Origin of the sequence: Cereibacter johrii (assembly GCF_001720585.1) — a bacterium.
GTDB lineage: Bacteria > Pseudomonadota > Alphaproteobacteria > Rhodobacterales > Rhodobacteraceae > Cereibacter_A > Cereibacter_A johrii.
In genome coordinates this window covers 1-17,011 of the sequence record NZ_MABH01000180.1, presented here as the reverse complement: position 1 = coordinate 17,011, position 17,011 = coordinate 1, and the positions used below count along the sequence as shown (strand labels likewise).

Annotated in this window: 15 protein-coding genes and 1 tRNA gene; 3 read left to right on the top strand and 13 right to left on the bottom strand. The window is 70.9% G+C overall.

Going from position 1 to position 17,011, the window contains the following annotated elements; genetic code table 11:
• Positions 1-2: 2 nt before the first annotated feature.
• From A9O63_RS16735 to A9O63_RS16680, 12 genes are all read right to left on the bottom strand, one after another.
• Complete coding sequence (locus A9O63_RS16735) at positions 3-716, bottom strand: glycosyltransferase family 2 protein (RefSeq protein WP_069332949.1); 714 nt, start codon at positions 714-716, stop codon at positions 3-5.
• Entirely contained in the window at positions 713-1,264 is a 552-nt protein-coding gene (locus A9O63_RS16730; protein ID WP_069332962.1) for a VTT domain-containing protein, read from the bottom strand. Before A9O63_RS16730 ends, A9O63_RS16735 begins: the two co-directional genes overlap by 4 nt.
• Complete coding sequence (locus A9O63_RS16725) at positions 1,261-2,349, bottom strand: glycosyltransferase (protein ID WP_069332948.1); 1,089 nt, start codon at positions 2,347-2,349, stop codon at positions 1,261-1,263. Before A9O63_RS16725 ends, A9O63_RS16730 begins: the two co-directional genes overlap by 4 nt.
• On the bottom strand, positions 2,349-3,155 hold the full coding sequence (locus A9O63_RS16720) for a UDP-2,3-diacylglucosamine diphosphatase (protein ID WP_069332947.1): 807 nt from the start codon (positions 3,153-3,155) through the stop codon (positions 2,349-2,351). The genes A9O63_RS16725 and A9O63_RS16720 overlap by 1 nt, the downstream gene beginning before the upstream one ends.
• A gap of 134 nt (positions 3,156-3,289) precedes the next feature.
• Positions 3,290-4,591 (bottom strand): hypothetical protein, encoded by a 1,302-nt coding sequence (locus A9O63_RS16715; RefSeq protein ID WP_069332946.1) that lies wholly within the window; start codon positions 4,589-4,591, stop codon positions 3,290-3,292.
• Position 4,592: 1 nt separating this feature from the next.
• The gene (gene hisD, locus A9O63_RS16710; protein WP_069332945.1) at positions 4,593-5,918 is read right to left on the bottom strand and encodes a histidinol dehydrogenase; all 1,326 of its coding nucleotides are present in this window, start codon (positions 5,916-5,918) and stop codon (positions 4,593-4,595) included.
• Positions 5,919-5,927: 9 nt separating this feature from the next.
• Positions 5,928-6,725 (bottom strand): ABC transporter permease, encoded by a 798-nt coding sequence (locus A9O63_RS16705; protein ID WP_069332944.1) that lies wholly within the window; start codon positions 6,723-6,725, stop codon positions 5,928-5,930.
• Entirely contained in the window at positions 6,722-7,657 is a 936-nt protein-coding gene (locus A9O63_RS16700; protein ID WP_069332943.1) for an ABC transporter permease, read from the bottom strand. The genes A9O63_RS16705 and A9O63_RS16700 overlap by 4 nt, the downstream gene beginning before the upstream one ends.
• Before the next feature lie 291 nt (positions 7,658-7,948).
• Positions 7,949-9,046 (bottom strand): ABC transporter substrate-binding protein, encoded by a 1,098-nt coding sequence (locus tag A9O63_RS16695; RefSeq protein WP_069332942.1) that lies wholly within the window; start codon positions 9,044-9,046, stop codon positions 7,949-7,951.
• A 19-nt stretch (positions 9,047-9,065) separates the two neighbouring features.
• Positions 9,066-10,199: an ABC transporter ATP-binding protein gene (locus A9O63_RS16690; RefSeq protein WP_069332941.1), complete on the bottom strand. Its 1,134-nt coding sequence runs from the start codon at positions 10,197-10,199 to the stop codon at positions 9,066-9,068.
• A 76-nt stretch (positions 10,200-10,275) separates the two neighbouring features.
• Complete coding sequence (locus A9O63_RS16685) at positions 10,276-11,040, bottom strand: SDR family NAD(P)-dependent oxidoreductase (protein ID WP_069332940.1); 765 nt, start codon at positions 11,038-11,040, stop codon at positions 10,276-10,278.
• 231 nt (positions 11,041-11,271) lie between these two features.
• Positions 11,272-11,979, bottom strand: coding sequence for a phosphatase PAP2 family protein (locus A9O63_RS16680; RefSeq protein WP_069332939.1), 708 nt, complete (start codon positions 11,977-11,979; stop codon positions 11,272-11,274).
• 290 nt (positions 11,980-12,269) lie between these two features.
• On the opposite strand from A9O63_RS16680, the gene A9O63_RS16675 reads away from it, so the two are divergent.
• Entirely contained in the window at positions 12,270-13,073 is an 804-nt protein-coding gene (locus A9O63_RS16675) for a lytic murein transglycosylase (RefSeq protein WP_069332938.1), read from the top strand.
• Between the two features lie 53 nt (positions 13,074-13,126).
• Positions 13,127-13,201 (top strand) — tRNA-Glu (locus A9O63_RS16670).
• Positions 13,202-13,444: 243 nt separating this feature from the next.
• Here the strand turns inward: A9O63_RS16670 and A9O63_RS16665 are convergent.
• Positions 13,445-13,900, bottom strand: a complete 456-nt coding sequence (locus A9O63_RS16665; RefSeq protein ID WP_002719317.1) for an Lrp/AsnC family transcriptional regulator — start codon at positions 13,898-13,900, stop codon at positions 13,445-13,447.
• 110 nt (positions 13,901-14,010) lie between these two features.
• Between A9O63_RS16665 and putA the strand changes: the two genes are divergently transcribed.
• On the top strand, positions 14,011-17,011 hold a 3,001-nt coding region (putA, locus tag A9O63_RS16660; RefSeq protein ID WP_069332937.1), incomplete at its 3' end, for a bifunctional proline dehydrogenase/L-glutamate gamma-semialdehyde dehydrogenase PutA.

Below are 17,011 nucleotides of genomic sequence, written 5' to 3'. Positions count from 1 at the left end.
TCTCAGCCCGGCTGGCGGCGGGGCTGCGGGAGGGCGCCGCGGGACTGTCGGCGGAGCGCCCGGATCTGGCGCAGGGCCTCGGGCGCGGGGATGGTGCGGAAGATGTCGGCCATCATGCCGAGATCGGCCCGGATCCCGCGCCAGAGGCCGTGCTTGCGGGCCTTGGACGGGCTTGCCACCGCGGGCCAGCGCACCACGGCCACGCGGCAGCCCTCCGCGATCCAGAGACGGTTGAGGAAGACCTCGATCCCGAAGCGGGGGAGGGCCGCCAGCGCCGGCCCCTGCCGGGCGATCTGCGCCCGCGGCAGCACGCGCTCGCCCGAGATATAGTCGAGCCCGATCAGCCGCCAGACGAGGGGCGCATTGCCCCGCAGGCTGATCGCCACCTCGGCCTCGCCGCGCAGAACCGGCGCCAGCAGCGCGCTGACCGCCGAGCGGTCGAGGCCCTGAAGGTCGCTGTCGAGCATCAGGATCCAGCGCGCCTCGAGCGCCGCGATCCCGGCGGCGACGGCGGCGGTCTTGCCTCCGTTCCGCGGCAGCGCCAGCACCTCGGCCCCCGCCGCTTGTGCCACCGCAGCCGTGCCGTCGGTCGAGCCGTCGTCCACCACCAGCACCCGGTCGATGGCGGGGTGGCCCAGCACGACCGAGAGCACCCCCTCGATGCGCGCGGCCTCGTTATAGGCCGGGATCAGGCAGGCCACGCGGGGAAGGCTCACGGGCAGCGCCTCCGGGCGAGGAGCAGCGCCGTCCCCGCCGTCAGGATCAGCGCGATCGAGACCGGCAGGATCCAGGCGCCGATCCGGTCGTAGCTCTCGCCCGCCCACCAGCCGAGCGCCACGAAGGCGAGGCTTTTCGGCAGGGTGGCGGCCGTATTGCAGAGCATGAACCAGCCGAAGGGCACCCGCGCCGCGCCGGCCGCGAACAGCACCGCAGCCCCTGCCGCATGGGTGAGCTTCGCCCCGATCAGAAGCCGTCCCGCATTCTGCCGCAGACGCAGCGCCAGCGCCTCGACCCGCGCGGGGCGGAGACGCAGGAGCCGCGCCACCCGGTCGCCGCCCATGCGGCCCGCGGCATAGACCAGCGCATCCCCCACGAGATCGGCCAGCACCACGACGGCCACCACTGCCCGGAGGTCCAGAAGGTCGCGTTGCGCGAGCCAGGCCGCGATGATGGTGACGATGGGCCCCTCCACCAGCGCCAGCGGAGCCACCAGCGCGATGCCGTGCGCCGCGATGAGCGAGAGCGCCGTGCCGGGCTCGATCATGTCGCGGGCCGGTCCGGGGCGGGCGCCATGGCGGTGCCGCGCCACTCGAATCCCTGCCGCGCGAAGGTCGCGGCCCAGAGCACCGGCAGCATCAGATCGCGCAGCACCCAGGCCGCGAGATCGCGCCGCCCCGCGGGCCAGCCCATCGCGCGGCAGAGGAGCGCCTCGCCGCCATACCAGAGCGCGAGGAAGAGCGGGATCAGGAGCGGCGCCGTCGGGGCGAGCATCAGAAGCGGCAGCACGGGCGAGAGCAGCGGCTCGAGCGCGAAGAGGGCGGGGAAGCCCTGCCGCCGGATGCGCGACCAGCGCAGCTGCCGCGCCCAGACATCGCGCAGCCGCCGCCGTCCGATGGGCTGGGTGAAGGGCCGCGGCACGAGCCGCACCGTTCCGCCCGCCGCCCGGACGAGCCGCGTCGCCGCCACATCCTCGGCAAGCTCCGCCCCGAGCGCCGCAAGCCCGCCCTGACGGTCGAGAAGCGCCCGGTCGAGATACATGGTCTTGCCCTGCGCGAAGCCGAGACCGAGCCGCGCCGCCGCAAGCTGCCAGCGGCCCTGCAGCCCGTTCAGGAAGCCCGCCTCCAGCGCGCCCCAGAGCCCCTCGGCGCGCCCGCCCGCGGGCGGCGAGGACACAAGCGCCACCCCCGGCCGCCATTCTGACGCGAGCTGCTCCAGATAGTCGCGCGGCAGCAACAGGTTGGCATCCGCGATGGCGATCATCCGCGCGCGCGTGCCGGCCCAGCCCTTCGCCAGATTGTTGAGCTTGGGATTGGCCGTGATCCGCTCTTCGCCGATCATCAGCCGCGCCCGCGCGCCGGGATGGAGCCGGATCAGCTCGCGCACCAGCGGCACGGCGGCATCCTCCTCGCGCGCGGCACAGAAGACGATCTCGTAGTCGGGCCAGTCGAGGCCGAAGCTCGAGCCCAGCGTCTCGCGGTCGAACCGGTCCTGCCCGCAGACGGGCCGCAGCAGGCAGACGAAGGGGCGCGTGGCGGGCGGGGTGGGGCGGCGGCGGCCCTGCGCCGCGGCCAGACCCGCGGCCGCAAGGTGGAGGGCGAGGAGCGAAAGGGCTGCGGCGGAGAGCGACATCATGCCTCGGCAGGAAGGGGGAAGGCGGGGGCGAAGCCGGAGGCGGGCTCGGGCAGCGGGCTGCCCTGCAGGAGCGTGAGCTGGCCCGTCGCATCCTCGGCCAGCGCGGTGAAACTGTCGACCCAGTCGCCGCAGTTGGCATAGACGAGCCCGTGGGCCTCGTGCAGCGCGGGCTTGTGGAAATGGCCGCAGATCACCCCGTCGCAGCCGGCGCGCCGGGCGCGGGCCACGAGACGCTCCTCATAGGCGGTGCCGAAGGCCAGCGCCGCATCGACGCCCTTCAGCAGCGCCTCGATCAGGCTGCGCCGTTCCGGGTCGGCGGCGCGGCGCATCCGCTTCAGCCGCCCGTCGAGGTTGCGCAGCATCCAGTCGAGCCGGCTGCCGATCCGCGTCATGACGTGGAAGCGCAGGATGCGCGGATCGCAGGCATCGCCATGGGTGACGAGATAGCGCCGTCCGTCGGCCGCCTCGTGGACCGTCTCCTCGGCCACCGTGATGCGCTGGAAATGCTCGCCGAGATAGACCCGCATGGCCGCGTCGTGGTTGCCGGTCAGATAGTGGATGCGCGTGCCCTGCTGCACCCGGCCGAGCAGCAGCGCGAGGATCGCGTCGTGGTTCGGCGTCCAGTGCGGGAAGGGCGGGTGCCAGAGGTCGAGGATATCGCCCACGAGGTAGATGTCCGGGGCGGTATGCTCGCGCAGGAAGGCGAGGATCCGGTCGGCGCGGCAGCCGCGCGAGCCGAGGTGGAGGTCGGACAGAAACAGGCTGCGGTGACGGCGCGGCGGCGGCAGGAGGGGCATGTCCATGGGCGCGTCCTTCGACTGATGGCACGGGCGGCAACCGGCACCGGGACCGGCTGACCGCCCTATGACATGGCGAGGACACGGTTTTGTGACCGCCGCCCCTCAGTTCTGCGACGCAGCGTCCGGGTCCCGTCCTCTCAATCCTGCACCGGATCGCCCGTCGGGCGGACTGCGTCGAAGAAGCGCACCAGCCGATCCTCGCCGACAACGGGCCGCGCGCCCGCGCGGACGGCGGCCATCAGCCCCAGCGCCGAGGAGGCGGGCGTGTGGGGGCCGGCGCCCGGCCCCGCGCGCAGGCTCATGACCAGCGTCGGGCAGAGGAAGAGCGCGAGCCGCACCACCTCTTCCCAGTCGGGTGGCAGCAGGCCCTTCGCCGCCAGATGGGCGAGCCACGGGCGCCAGAACCGCCGGGCCTTCACCGCGAGAAGCCCCTCGCGCAGCGCGCCGGGCTGCCAGTCGCTGTCCAGATGCAGCGCGCCCTCCTCGAGCCGTGCCGTGACCTGCCAGCGCGGCGCCACCTCCTCGGGATCGTAGAGCCAGAGCGGATGGGCGAGGATATTGTGGAAGGTGGATTTCACCTCGGCCAGCAGCGAGGGCACATGGCTGCCCGCGAAGGCCGGATCGAAGAAGACGAGGCGGTCCGCCTCGGGCCCGCGCTCATACCAGACATTGGCATTGTGCGCGTCGCCATGGGCGGTGATCCCGCCGGCATCGGCCAGCCGCTCGGGCGCAAGCCGCGCATGGGCCGCATCGAAGAGCTGGGCGAGCGTCCGGTCGTAGGCCAACCCGTCGATCACCAGAGGCGCGTGCGCCAGCATCTCCCACGGCAGCGTCAGGCCGGGCAGCTCGAAGGGCTTGCCCACATAGAAGCCCGCGAGCCGCCCGCCCGGGTAGGCCCGGCTGCCGGGCTCGACCAGCCGCTCGTGAAAGAGCCGGTGGATGGGTTCGGCCTGCGACTGGGCGGGTGTGATCGGATGCAGACTCTCCTGCGCCACGGCGAGGAGCCGGTCGTTCAGCGCCCCCTCGGCGGCCAGCGCCCGCGCCATGGCCGCGGCGTCGGGCGCCAGATCGAGCCCGCGCAGCAGGTCCGAGAATCGCGGATCCGCGCGGCGGCGATAGATCAGGATCTGCTCGCCCGGCAGCGACGAGACCCGGATCGGCCGGTCCACCGGCAGGCCCGCCTCGGCCAAGAGATCCGCGCGATAATATTCGCCGCGCATCGCCTCCTCGCCCTCCTCCTGATGGAACTTGAAGAAGCAGGGGCCCTCGTCGCTCTCGAAGAAGCCGTTAAGAGAGTTCAGCGAATAGCGGTCGAGGTTGATCGCGAGGTCGCGCACCGCGATCCCGAAGAGGTCGTGGATCAGCCGGGCGAGCATGTCCTCGGCCGCCCGCCGGTCGGTGCGGGCGGTGGCGCGGATCTGGGCGGTGCGCGAGGTCATCTCAGCGCTTCAGATAGGCGTCGCGCATCGGGCCCACGGCGTTGGCGTGGGACGAGAAGCCCTCGTATTCCGCCAGCCGCTTCGCAACCTCCGCCAGTTCGGGATAGGCGGGAGCCGTGACATAGCCCACCGAGCTGCGGCGCAGGAAATCGTGGACCGAGAGCGGCCCCCAGGTGCGCGCCCCCCGCGAGGTGGGCAGCACCGCATTCGGCCCGAGGCAGAAGTTCGCGATGGTGATGGGCGTATGCGGCCCCATCAGCACCTCGGCGGCCTCGGTGATCCGCCCCAGATGCTCGAAGGGCTTCTCGGACAGGATCTGCAGATGCTCGGGCGCATAATCGTTGACGAAGGCGTGGCTCTCTTCGGCCGAGGCGGTCAGCACGATGCCGCCCGCCCGCCCGCAGAGCACGGCCTGCGAGAACTCGACCCGCTGCGGCGTCATCGCGGCCCAGTGGCCCGGGAGCGCCGCCAGCGCCTCCTCGGCCACCTGCCGCGAGTGGGTCACGAGCCAGGCCGAGCTGTCGGGGCCGTGCTCGGCCTCGATCAGCAGGTCGAGCGCGGCAAGACCGCCATGCACCGTCTCGTCGGCGAGGATGATCGATTCCGACGGGCCTGCGGGAAGGCCCGGATCGATCACGCCCGCCAGAAGCCGCTTGGCCGCCACCACCCAGGGGCTGCCGGGGCCCACGATCTTCAGCGCGGGCACCACCGTTTCGGTGCCATAGGCCGCGGCCGCCACCGCCTGCGCGCCGCCCACCTTGTAGACGGTCTCGACGCCGGCAAGGCGCGCCGCGACCAGCGTCGCCGCATCCACCCTGCCGTCCGGCGCAGGCGGCGTGAAGATCGCGATCTGCGGCACCTTTGCCACCACCGCCGGCACCGAGGTCATCATGGTCACCGACGGGAACGAGCCCTTGCCGCGCGGCACATAGAGCGCCACCGACCGGATCGGCGTGAACCGGTCGCCCGCGAAGGCGCCGGGGCGCAGCTCCTTCAGCCACATGGGCTCGGGGGCCTGCTCCTCGTGGAAGGTGCGGATGTTGCCGATGGCGAAGCGGATCGCCTCGACGATCTCGGGCTCGACCAGCCCGAAGGCCTCGTCGAACTCGGCCTCGGTCACCTTCAGCCCCTCGCGCGTCAGCCCCTCGGCCCGGTCGAGCTCGCGCCCGAAGCGGACGAGCGCCGCGTCGCCCTCGGTGCGCACCGCCTCGAGGATCGGGCCCACCTTCTCGAGGAACATCGACAGGTCCGTCTCGGACCGGCGCAGCAGCGCCGCGCGCCCCGCGGCGTCGAGCTCGGCGAGAACCTGGAAATTGACCTGGACCATGGGGTTACCTCACTTGGATTTCAGGAAGATCTCGAGCCCCACCAGCCGGTCGAGCGCCGCGATCGCGGCGCCCGCGATCACGATGAAGACGACCGAGACGGCGGCGAGATCGGGGGTGATGATCGAGCGGATCGAATTGTAGATCTGCACCGGCAGCGTGACGGTGCGGGCGTCGGTCAGGAGCAGGCTCACGAGGAATTCGTTCATCGCGAGGATGAACATCAGAAGCGAGCCGGTGATGACGCCGGGCATGACGGCGGGTAGCGTGACATGCAGGAAGGTCTGCACCCGGCCCGCGCCGCAGTTGGCCGCCGCATGTTCGAGGTCGGGATCCAGCAGCGTGGCGCTCGACGAGACCGACCAGACGAGGAAGGGCAGGTTGATGACCGCGCAGGCCACGCCCACGGGCCAGAGGCTGCCCAGCCCCCGCCATTCGCCGAAGACGAGCATGAGGCCGATGCCCGAGCCGATCAGCGGCACGGTGAAGGGCAGAAGCAGATAGACCTGCAGCGCATTGGCGAAGCGCAGGCGGTAGCGCGAGAGGGCGATCCCCGCCAGCGTGCCCACGGGCAGCGCCACCAGCGTGCAGACCGTGGCCACCACGAGCGAGCGGCCGAAGGCCTGCCGCAGGTCGCGGGCCATCGCGATCTTCTGATACCATTTGAGCGAGAAGCCCTCGGGCGGAAAGGCGATCATGTTGCCCGAGGTGACCGAGGCGCCGAGGACGACGACGGTCGGGGCGGAGAGAATCAGGATCGAGATCCAGACGAGGCTCCAGATCGCGAGGCGCTGGCCGGCCGTGGTCATCTGCGTGCCCCCATGGCGAGCGTGCCCGCGCCGAAGAGACCCAGCACCAGCGCCACGATGGCCGATCCTGCCGCCACCAGCATCAGTGCCAGCGCCGAGCCCAGACCCTGATCGGCCGTGCGGAAGAACTGGTCGTAGATCGCATTGGCGATGAAATCCTGCGAGCCGCCGCCCAGCATCGCGGGCGTGGCGAAGTCGGTGAGGGCGAGCGTCATGGTCACGAGCCCCGCCCCGATCAGCCCCGGACGGGCCATGGGCAGCACCACATGCCAGATCGTCCGCACCCACGAGGCGCCGAGCGACCGCGCCGCCGTCTCGGTCTCGGCGGGGATCGCGGTCAGCGCAGGCGCGAGCATCAGGACCGCGAAGGGCAGCAGATATTGCACGAGCCCGAAGACCACGGCGGGAAAGTTGAAGAGAAGCCGCTGCGGCGCGATGCCCACGAGCCCCAGCGCCTCGTTCACCATGCCGCCGTTGCCGAGGATGATGAGCCAGCCGTAGGCGCGCACCACCTGCCCGATGAAGAAGGGCAAAAACAGCACCACGAGCAGCGCCTTGCGCGTGACCGCCCCCGGCACCCGCACCAGCGCATAGGCATAGGGAAAGGCCAGCGCGAGCGTGAGCGCGGTGGCGAGCGTGGCGCCGAGGATCGAGCGGCCGAAGACGCGCCAGTAGGTGGCCGAGCCGAGCGCGGTCTCGTAATTGGCGAGGCTCAGCTCCTCGGACGGCAGGAAGGTGGCCCGGTCGAGCGTGCGCAGCGACCCGTCGGCCATCTCGGCCAGCCCCAGCACCAGAAGCCCCACGAGCAGAAGCGCGGGAGCGATCATCAGCCAGCCGGTGAAGCGCGAGAGCCTCTCGGGCCAGAGCAGGTCGGCCGCCCGTTCGAGCGCATCCATCAGGCGCCAGCGGAGCGGATAGCGGAAGGAGGACATGGCGGTCTCGTGTGGCGGCGGACGGATCAAAGGCGGATCGGGCGGGCGGCGGAGCCGGGAGGAGGCGGACGGATCGGGCGGCGGCAGAGCCGGGAAGGGGAGAGGCGCGTCGAAGGGACGGATGGAGCGCGGGCAAGGTCCGGGACGGCGACCGGTGCGGGCTCGGCCCGAGGCTGGACCGGGTCCGAGGACTGGTGGGACGGTTCCGGCCGGTTTGTCCGTCTTTTGCGGGCCCCACCTTGTCTGGTTGCCGGCGGCCGTGTTGACAGCCGGCAACCCGTGGGGCGCGCCTCAGCCCTGCATGATCTCCTTGAACTTCGCGAACCAGTCGCTCTCGTTCTCGACCTGCACCTGCGCCGAGATCCGGATCAGATGTTCGAAATCCTCGGGCTTGGTCGGATAGGAGGGGTCGTTTGCAAGATCGGCGGGCGGCGTCAGGCCCGGCACCACGCCCGGCAGGCCGAGCCCGTCGAGCCAGACCTGCTGTGCCTCGGGCGTGATGGCGAAGTTGATGTATTGCTTGGCCCAGTAAAGCTCGTTCTCGGGCAGGCCCTTCGGGATCCAGAGCCCGTCGGTGTCGAACTTGCAGCCCTCCTCGGGCACGGTCCAGGCGATATCCACGCCGTTCTTCTTGGCCTCGCGCGCGTTGGTCGAGATGGTGCAGGCCAGATCGATCTCGCCGTTCTGGAACCAGGCGGTGAAGTCCGGGTCCTCGCCGAGGAGCGGCTGCTGCTCCTTGACCTTGGCGATGAAGTCCCAGGCGGGCTGCATGTTGCCCGGAATATCCTCGAGGCTGCCGCCGCCTGCGACCTGCGCGGGGAAGTGGAAGCCGATCCCGTCGTTGTAGAGCGCGATCCGGCCCTTGAAGCGCGGTTCGAGCAGCACGTCCCAGGATTTCGGCGGCCCGTCCGGGAAGACCTCGGGACGATAGGCCAGCACATAGACATAGCCGTAGGTGTTCACGATCGGATAGCCGTCGAGGCCCACGGGCTTGGCGAGATCCGTGGTGGCGGCGAGGTTCGGCAGGCCCGACAGATCCTCGGTCACGCCGCGCAGCGCCGACTTGGTGGCGTTGGTCGTCGTGTCCCAGTTGATGTGGATCGGCGGCACGCGGCCCTGCGCCGCGGCGGCCCAGACCTTCGGCTGGATCTCGTTGTCCTCGGTCAGGTCGTGGCGCACGGCGATGCCGGTGGCCTTGGTGAAGGGATCCGACACGCCCGCCTTCAGCGCCTCGACCCAGCTTCCGCCCCAGGCGCGGACGATGAGCTCGGCGGGCTTCTCGGGCTCCTGCGCCCAGAGCCGGGTGCCCGCGACCGAGCCGAGGAGGGCGGCCGAGCCCGCCGCGGCGGTGCCGCGGAGCAGTCCGCGGCGCGTAAGTCTGTGGATCATGGTCCTCTCCTTGTTGGGGTCATCGTCCGTCCCGGCCATCCTGCCGGTTGAAGATCAGCAGATCGCGCGCATTCCAGCCGAGGCTCACCTCCGCTCCGGCGTCGAACAGCGCGAATTCCTCGGGGTCGTGGTGATAGACCTGCAGCGCGAGGCCGAGCGCGGGGGCCTCGACGAGATAGAGGAGCCGTTCGCCCTCGAAGATCGTGTCGCGCACGATCCCCGGCAGGATCGTGTCGCAGCCGGCAAGCCGGGCCGGGTCGGCCTCGATGCGGATCTGCTCGGCCCGGATCGCGCCCTGCACGGGCGCGCCTTCGGGGATCGCGCCCACGGGCGTGCCCGCGCAGGCCGCCCCCCCCGCGTCGAGGCCGGTGGCTGTCCGCCGCCCCTCGAGGAAGGTCGAGACGCCGACGAATCCCGCCACGAACGGATTGGCGGGCAGGCGATACATCTCGACCGGGCGCGCATGTTGCTGGATGCGGCCGTGATCCATCACGATGATCTCGTCGGACACGACCAGCGCCTCGCGCTGGTCGTGGGTCACGTTGATCGTGGTGACGCCCAGCTCCTTCTGGATGCGGCGGAATTCCAGCTGCATCTCCTCGCGCAGCTTGCGGTCGAGGGCGGCCAGCGGCTCGTCGAGCAGCAGAAGCTCGGGCTCGAACACCAGCGCGCGGGCGATGGCCACGCGCTGCTGCTGGCCCCCCGACAGCTCGTGGATGCGCCGTCCCCCGAGCCCGCCCAGCCGCACGAGATCGAGGTAGCGCTCGACCTTGCCGGGGATCGTCGCCGGATCGTGGCGGCGCATCTTCAGCGGGAAGGCCACATTCTCGGCCGCCGTCATGTGCGGGAAGAGCGCGAGCTTCTGGAACACCATGCCGATCGAGCGGCGGTGCGGGGCGGTGGCGGTGACCGCCTGTCCGCCGATACGGATCTCGCCGCGGGTGGGCTGCTGAAAGCCCGCGATGATCCGCAGGAGCGTGGTCTTGCCCGAGCCCGAGGGGCCGAGGATGGTGAGGAAGCGCCCGCGGGCCAGGGCGAAGCTCGCGCCCGCCACGGCGAGCGGGCCGCTGCCGAAATCCATGTCCACATCCCGCACCAGCACCGCGGGCTGCCCCGGTTCGGGCGCTCGGTCGGGGCGGGGCAGGGGGGTCATGGGGCGATTTCTCCGGCTTTTCGGGGGTCAGGTGCTACTTGCACCCGTTTTGCCCCGGGCGGCAAGGGCCAGACTCTCAGATCGAGGCGAGATAGCCGCCATCGACGCCGAGACACTGGCCGGTGACGTAAGCCGAGGCATCCGAGGCCAGAAAGACGGCAGCGCCCACCAGATCGCGGCCCTGCCCGAAGCGGCCCTGCGGGATCCTGGCGCGCATCGCCTGCGCCCAATCCTCATTCTGATAGAAAACCTCGGTCAGGGCGGTGCGGAAATAGCCGGGCGCGATGGCATTGACCCGCACCCCGCGCGGGGCCCATTCGGCCGCAAGCGCCCGCGTCATGCCCAGAAGCCCGCTCTTCGACGAGCCGTAGGGCACGGCTGTGGGCACCCCCACGAAGGAGGTGAGCGAGCAGAGATTGACGATCGACCCCTGTCCGCGGGCGAGCATCCCGCGCGCCGCCCCTTGCGTGACGAAGAAGGCGCCGCGGAGGTTCGTGTCGAGGATCCGGTCCCAAAGCTCGGGCGTGACCGCCTCGGACGGGCAGACCTCCTCGGTGCCTGCATTGTTCAAGAGGATGTCGATCCGTCCCGCGGCCTCCATCGGGGCTGCGACCGACGCAGGGTCTGACTGGTCGAGCGCGAGGCAGAGCGCCTCGCGCCCCAGCGCCCGGATGCGGTCCGCCGTCTCCTCGAGCGCGCCTGCCGAGCGGGCGGTCAGCACGAGATCGGCCCCCGCCTCGGCGAGGCCCAGAGCGATGGCCTGCCCGAGCCCGCGGCTTGCGCCCGTGACCATGGCGCGCCGGCCCGAGAGGCTGAAGAGGCCCTGAAGGAACCCGCTCATGCCGCCCGCCCCGCGCCGGGCGTCCGCCCGTGCCGCTGCCCTGCCGCGAAAGCGGCCCTCGCCCCGTGCCGCCCCTGCGCGAGGGGCTGCCCTGCTGCCGTCCGCTCCATCCGTCTCTCCCCGTGATCCGGGCCGGAGCCTAGCGCGCCCGGTGCGGCTGCGGAAAGGGGCCAGATCGGACAGGCCCCCCGGAGGCGACGGCGGATCGGCGCGGGCCCCTGCCGCGCCTCGTCAGACGAGGGCTGCGGCGAGGTCGCGCAGCAGGTCGCGCACCGGGCCGAACATCAGCGCCACCTGCCAGGTGACGAAGAAGACCGCCGGATAGAAGAGCCCGCCGTGGCTCGCCGCATAGCCGGGCAGGTCGAGCCGCTGGAACTGCCGGGCGAGGACAGGCACCAGCACCAGGGCCATGGCGATGCCGATGATCGCCCCCGCCACGATGTCCCCGGTATAATGCAGGCCGAAGTAGATCCGCGGCAGGCAGATGATGAAGACCGCATGGAGGAGCGCCACCGCGCCCACCGCCCGGTGGGCAAGGAAGATCCCCGTCGCCAGCGCGAAGTAGAGCACGGCATGGTCGCTCGGCATCGAGCTCCAGCCGTCGAGCGTCTCGTGGCTGAGCCCGCTGTGCAGCAGGAACCCCAGATCCGGATCGTGGATCGGCCGCGGCCGGTAGGGCAGGACCATCGCGAGCGTGCGTCCGACCGCCACGGCCAGCACGGCCACCACGAGCGTGGCCAGCAGGCGGGCGTGAATGCGGGCCACGTCGCGGCTCGCGGCGAACCAGAGGCCCCAGAAGAGCATCATCGAGAAGACGCCCTTGAACAGGCTGTTGCGCTCGACGATGTGCAGGAGCTGGTCGAGCGTCGGCAGGCTGCCCATGGCGCTGTTGACGAACAGGGAAATGTGAAGATCGAGCGCGGCAACGGAGGCGAGCAAGAGATCGTTCCTTGGTATGATTTTGCTTAATGGAGAAAGAAGATCTCCGTTGTCATAAAAACGTCAAGAATAAACCCACCATTTTGCCTTCCGGCGCGGATGAGCCTCCGTTTGGGCGAGGCATCGGACGGACGGCTCTGTGCCCTCCGGAGGCCCTCGCGCGGGCTTTCCCCGTCTTTCGCCACGGGGCGAGGCGCCTCGACAACTTCTCGTGCGAAAGGCGTACGACCCTCTTGCGCGGCACAACGCCCGGCCTACAGTCAGCCCGTTCTTCAACAAGGGATTGCCAGATGATTTCCAGCCTCCGCCCCGCTTCCCTCGCCCTTGTGGCCGGCCTTCTGGCGGGGCCGGTGGCGGCCGCGCCCTGCAGCGATACCGGGGCGAATTACGAGAGCTGGAAGCCGCAGATGGCCCAGGAAGCGGCGGCGGTGGGCGTGGGCCAGCGCGGGATCGCGGCGCTGATGGGCACCTCCTATTCCTCGCGCACCATCGCGGCGGACCGCAACCAGAAGAGCTTCAAATACAGCCTCGACAAGTTCATGCAGGTGCGCGGGTCGGAGACGATCGTGAAGCAGGGCCGCGCGCGCAAGGCCAAGTCGCCCGATCTCTATGCAGCGCTGGAGCGCCGCTACGGGGTGCCCGCGGGCGTGCTCCTCGCGATTCACGGCATGGAGACGGGCTTCGGCAACTTCATGGGCGACACGAACGTGGTCTCGGCCATCGCGACGCTCGCCTATGACTGCCGCCGCAGCGATTTCTTCACGCCCCATCTTCTGGCGGCTCTGGTGCTCGTGGATCGCGGCTCGATCAGCACCGCGTCGGTGGGCGCGAAACATGGCGAGATCGGCCACACCCAGTTCCTGCCCGGCAACGCGCTGACCTATGGCGTGGACGGCGACGGCGACGGGCGGGTGGATCTGACCGGCCTGACCGATGCGCTGGCCTCGACCGCGAATTTCCTCGCTGCGAAGGGCTGGCAGCCGGGCCTCGGCTACCAGCCGGGCGAGCCCAATTTCGCGGTCATCCGCGAGTGGAATGCGGCCTCGGTCTACCAGCAGGCCATCGCCCTCATGGGTCAGCGCATCGACCGGTGATTTTGCCTCTTGCGCCCGGCGGACGAGTCGCCTAGACACCGCTTCGTCCGGATGGCCCGTTCGTCTATCGGTTAGGACACCAGGTTTTCAACCTGGGAAGAGGGGTTCGACTCCCCTACGGGCTGCCACTTCTCCTCAGATCATGACCTCCGCCGGTGCTCGACACCGGCGCCCGCGCCGAGCGGGATCGCGGCGATCCTTTGCCGAGGATCGGCGCGCGTCTGTCGGTGCGGATCGCACCCGCGTGCGCCGCGGCCCTCTGCCGACGAAGGGCGGATCTGTCCTGCCTGAGGCTCGGCCGCCCTCGAGCGCCCGGCTCGCGTGGCGGCCGCTTCGCGTGCAGGGCAGGGGCTGCGGTCGGCGGGCGCCCCTCAGCCGCGCGCCTCCTTCACCGATTCCATCGCGACATGGGTCGAGGTGGAGGCGACGAAGGGCAGGGTCGAGAGCTTCTCGCCCAGCACCCGGCGATAGTCCTGGATGTCGGCCGTGCGGACCTTCAGCAGATAATCGAAGCGGCTGGCGATCATGTGGCATTCCTCGACCTCGGGCACGGCGAGCACGGCGCGGTTGAAGGCCTGAAGCGCGCTCTCGCGCGTGTCCGACAGCTTCACCTCGACGAAGGCCACATGGGCGAGGCCCATGCGGATCGGATCGAGGCGCGCGCCGTAGCCCGTGATGACGCCCGCCGCCTCGAGCCGCTTCATCCGGGCCTGGGTCGGCGATTTCGTGAGCCCGATGCGCCGTGCCAGTTCCGTGGCGCTCACGCGGCCGTCGGCGGCCAGCACGCGCAGGATCGCATGGTCGAACCGGTCGAGCTCCAGTTGCATTCGGACTGCCTGAGCCTCCATTTTCAGCCGGATAGGCTGCATCCTCACGATAATCGGGACGAACGGCTTCCGATTGCACGGTAATCTAGGCGAAACAGGAGTGTCCGTCCATGCTCGCCGCCGCTGCCCATCCCACCTCTTCCGAAACTCTCGACGAGGCGGCCCTTGTGGCGCGCCTGATCGCCGAGGCCGATCTCGACACGCCCACCCGCGCGCGCATCGTGGCCCGCGGGGCGGATCTCGTCCGCCGCATCCGCCAGGGATCCCGGCCCGGGCTGATGGAGGGCTTCCTTGCCGAATACGGCCTTTCGACCGACGAGGGGATCGCGCTCATGTGCCTAGCCGAGGCGCTGCTGCGGGTGCCCGATGCCGAAACGATGGACGCGCTGATCGAGGACAAGATCGCGCCCTCGGACTGGAACCGGCATCTGGGGCGCTCGGCCTCGAGCCTTGTCAACGCCTCGACCTGGGCGCTGATGCTGACGGGCAAGGTGCTCGACGACCGCGAGCCGGGTGTGGCGGGCCATCTGCGCGGCCTCGTGCGGCGGCTGGGCGAGCCGGTGATCCGCAAGGCCGTGGCCCGCGCCATGAAGGAGATGGGGCGCCAGTTCGTGCTGGGCGAGACCATCGAGGGCGCGATGGCACGCGCGGCCGAGCTCGAGGCCAAGGGCTACAGCTACAGCTATGACATGCTGGGCGAGGCTGCCCGCACCGAGGCCGATGCGCGGCGCTATCATCTGGCCTATTCGCGCGCCATCACCGCCATCGCGGCGGCGGCGAAGAGCCGGGACATCCGCGACAATCCGGGGATCTCGGTCAAGCTCTCGGCGCTGCATCCGCGCTACGAGGTGGCCAAGCGCGCCCGCGTGCTGGCCGAGCTCGTGCCGCGCGTGACGGCGCTGGCGGGGCTCGCGCGGGCGGCGGGCCTCGGCTTCAACATCGACGCCGAGGAGGCCGATCGGCTCGATCTCTCGCTCGAGGGGATCGCGGCCGCGCTGGCCGAGCCGTCGCTTGCGGGCTGGGACGGGTTCGGCGTGGTGGTGCAGGCCTACGGCCGCCGGGCGGGCGAGGTGCTGGACCGTCTTTATGGGATGGCCGTCCGGCTCGACCGCAAGCTGATGGTGCGGCTCGTGAAGGGCGCCTACTGGGACGGCGAGGTGAAGCGGGCGCAGGTGCTGGGTCTGGCCGACTTCCCGGTCTTCACCCGCAAGATGGCGACGGACGTGAGCTACATCGCGCAGGCCCGCAAGCTCTTCTCCATGTCCGACCGGATCTATCCGCAGTTCGCCACCCACAATGCCCATACGGTGGCCGCGATCCTCGAACTGGCCGAGGGCCGCCCGTTCGAGTTCCAGCGCCTGCACGGCATGGGCGAGCGGCTGCATGACCTCGTGCTGACCGAAGAGAAGACGCGCTGCCGGATCTATGCGCCGGTGGGCGCGCACCGCGATCTTCTGGCCTATCTGGTGCGCCGCCTGCTCGAGAACGGGGCCAATTCGAGCTTCGTGAACCAGATCGTCGACGAGAGCGTGAGCCCCGAGGCGGTGGCGGCCTGCCCGCTCGCCGCGATGGAGCGCGTGGAGCCCGTGCGCAACCCGGTGCTGCGCGCAGGCACCGACCTCTTTCCGGGGCGGAGGAATTCGCGCGGCTTCGATCTCGCCTCGGCCGAGGATCTGGCGCTGATCGAGAGCGCGCGCACCCCCCACCGGACGGCGCTCTTCGATGCCCGGCCGATCCTTGCCGAGTCGCTCGCGGGCGGGCAGCGGACCGAGGTGACGGATCCCGCCACCGGGGCGCGGGTGGGCAATGTGCTGCCGGCGAGCCTGCCCGATGTCGAGACCGCGCTCCATCATGCCGTGCCGTGGGAGGCGCGCCCCGAGGACCGGGCCGAGGTGCTGCGCCGTGCGGCCGACCTTTACGAGGCGAGCTTCGGCCCGATCTTCGCCCTTCTGGCGCGCGAGGCGGGCAAGACGCTGCCCGATGCGGTGGGCGAGCTGCGCGAGGCGGTGGATTTCCTGCGCTACTATGCGTCCGAGGGCGAGGCCCTGACCGCGCCGCCCCTGGGCACCGTGGTCTGCATCAGCCCCTGGAACTTCCCGCTCGCGATCTTCACCGGCCAGATCGCGGCCGCGCTGATGGCGGGCAATGCGGTGCTGGCCAAGCCTGCCGAACAGACGCCGCTGATCGCGGCCCTCGCGGTCGAGCTTCTGCACCGGGCGGGCGTGCCCGTCACCGCGCTCCAGCTTTTGCCGGGCGAGGGCGGGACGGTGGGCGCGGCCCTCACGCGCGATCCGCGGGTGGGGGGCGTGGTCTTCACCGGCTCGACGGAGACGGCGCGGGCGATCCGGCAGAGCATGGCGGCCCATCTCGATCCCGCGGCCCCGCTCATCGCCGAGACCGGCGGGCTCAATGCGATGATCGTCGATTCGACCGCGCTGCCCGAGCAGGCGGTGCGCGACATCCTCGCCTCGGCCTTCCAGTCGGCGGGCCAGCGCTGCTCGGCGCTCCGCTGCCTCTATCTGCAGGAGGATGTGGCCGAGGGTGTGCTCGAGATGCTCTTCGGCGCGATGGACGAGCTGCAGGCGGGCGAGCCCTGGGATCTGGCGACCGATCTGGGCCCGGTGATCGATGCCGAGGCGCAGGCGGGAATCCGCGACTGGATCGCCGCCGCCCGTGCCGAGGGGCGGGGGCTGAAGGAGCTGGCCGTGCCCGCGCGCGGCACCTTCGTCGGCCCGACGGTGATCCGCGTGGGCTCGATCCGCGAGATGGACCGCGAGATCTTCGGGCCGGTCCTGCATGTCGCGACCTTCCGCGCCACCGAGATCGACCGCGTGATCGCCGAGATCGACGCTACGGGCTACGGGCTGACCTTCGGCCTGCACAGCCGGATCGATGACCGGGTGCAGGCGCTGGTGGGCCGGCTGCGGGTGGGCAACATCTACGTCAACCGCAACCAGATCGGCGCCGTGGTGGGCAGCCAGCCCTTCGGCGGCGAGGGGCTCTCGGGCACCGGGCCGAAGGCGGGCGGCCCGGCCTATCTGGCGCGGCTGGTGAAGCGGCCCGCACCGGACTGCGCCGGGGACGAGGCGCCCGCGCAGCCTGCGGCCGAGG

Coding starts and splice junctions, on each gene's coding strand:
- A9O63_RS16730 (WP_069332962.1), bottom strand. CDS start 1,264: ATGATCGAGCCCGGCACGGCGCTCTCGCTCATCGCGGCGCACGGCATC.
- A9O63_RS16725 (WP_069332948.1), bottom strand. CDS start 2,349: ATGTCGCTCTCCGCCGCAGCCCTTTCGCTCCTCGCCCTCCACCTTGCG.
- A9O63_RS16720 (WP_069332947.1), bottom strand. CDS start 3,155: ATGGACATGCCCCTCCTGCCGCCGCCGCGCCGTCACCGCAGCCTGTTT.
- A9O63_RS16715 (WP_069332946.1), bottom strand. CDS start 4,591: ATGACCTCGCGCACCGCCCAGATCCGCGCCACCGCCCGCACCGACCGG.
- hisD (WP_069332945.1), bottom strand. CDS start 5,918: ATGGTCCAGGTCAATTTCCAGGTTCTCGCCGAGCTCGACGCCGCGGGG.
- A9O63_RS16705 (WP_069332944.1), bottom strand. CDS start 6,725: ATGACCACGGCCGGCCAGCGCCTCGCGATCTGGAGCCTCGTCTGGATC.
- A9O63_RS16700 (WP_069332943.1), bottom strand. CDS start 7,657: ATGTCCTCCTTCCGCTATCCGCTCCGCTGGCGCCTGATGGATGCGCTC.
- A9O63_RS16695 (WP_069332942.1), bottom strand. CDS start 9,046: ATGATCCACAGACTTACGCGCCGCGGACTGCTCCGCGGCACCGCCGCG.
- A9O63_RS16690 (WP_069332941.1), bottom strand. CDS start 10,199: ATGACCCCCCTGCCCCGCCCCGACCGAGCGCCCGAACCGGGGCAGCCC.
- A9O63_RS16685 (WP_069332940.1), bottom strand. CDS start 11,040: ATGAGCGGGTTCCTTCAGGGCCTCTTCAGCCTCTCGGGCCGGCGCGCC.
- A9O63_RS16675 (WP_069332938.1), top strand. CDS start 12,270: ATGATTTCCAGCCTCCGCCCCGCTTCCCTCGCCCTTGTGGCCGGCCTT.
- A9O63_RS16665 (WP_002719317.1), bottom strand. CDS start 13,900: ATGCAACTGGAGCTCGACCGGTTCGACCATGCGATCCTGCGCGTGCTG.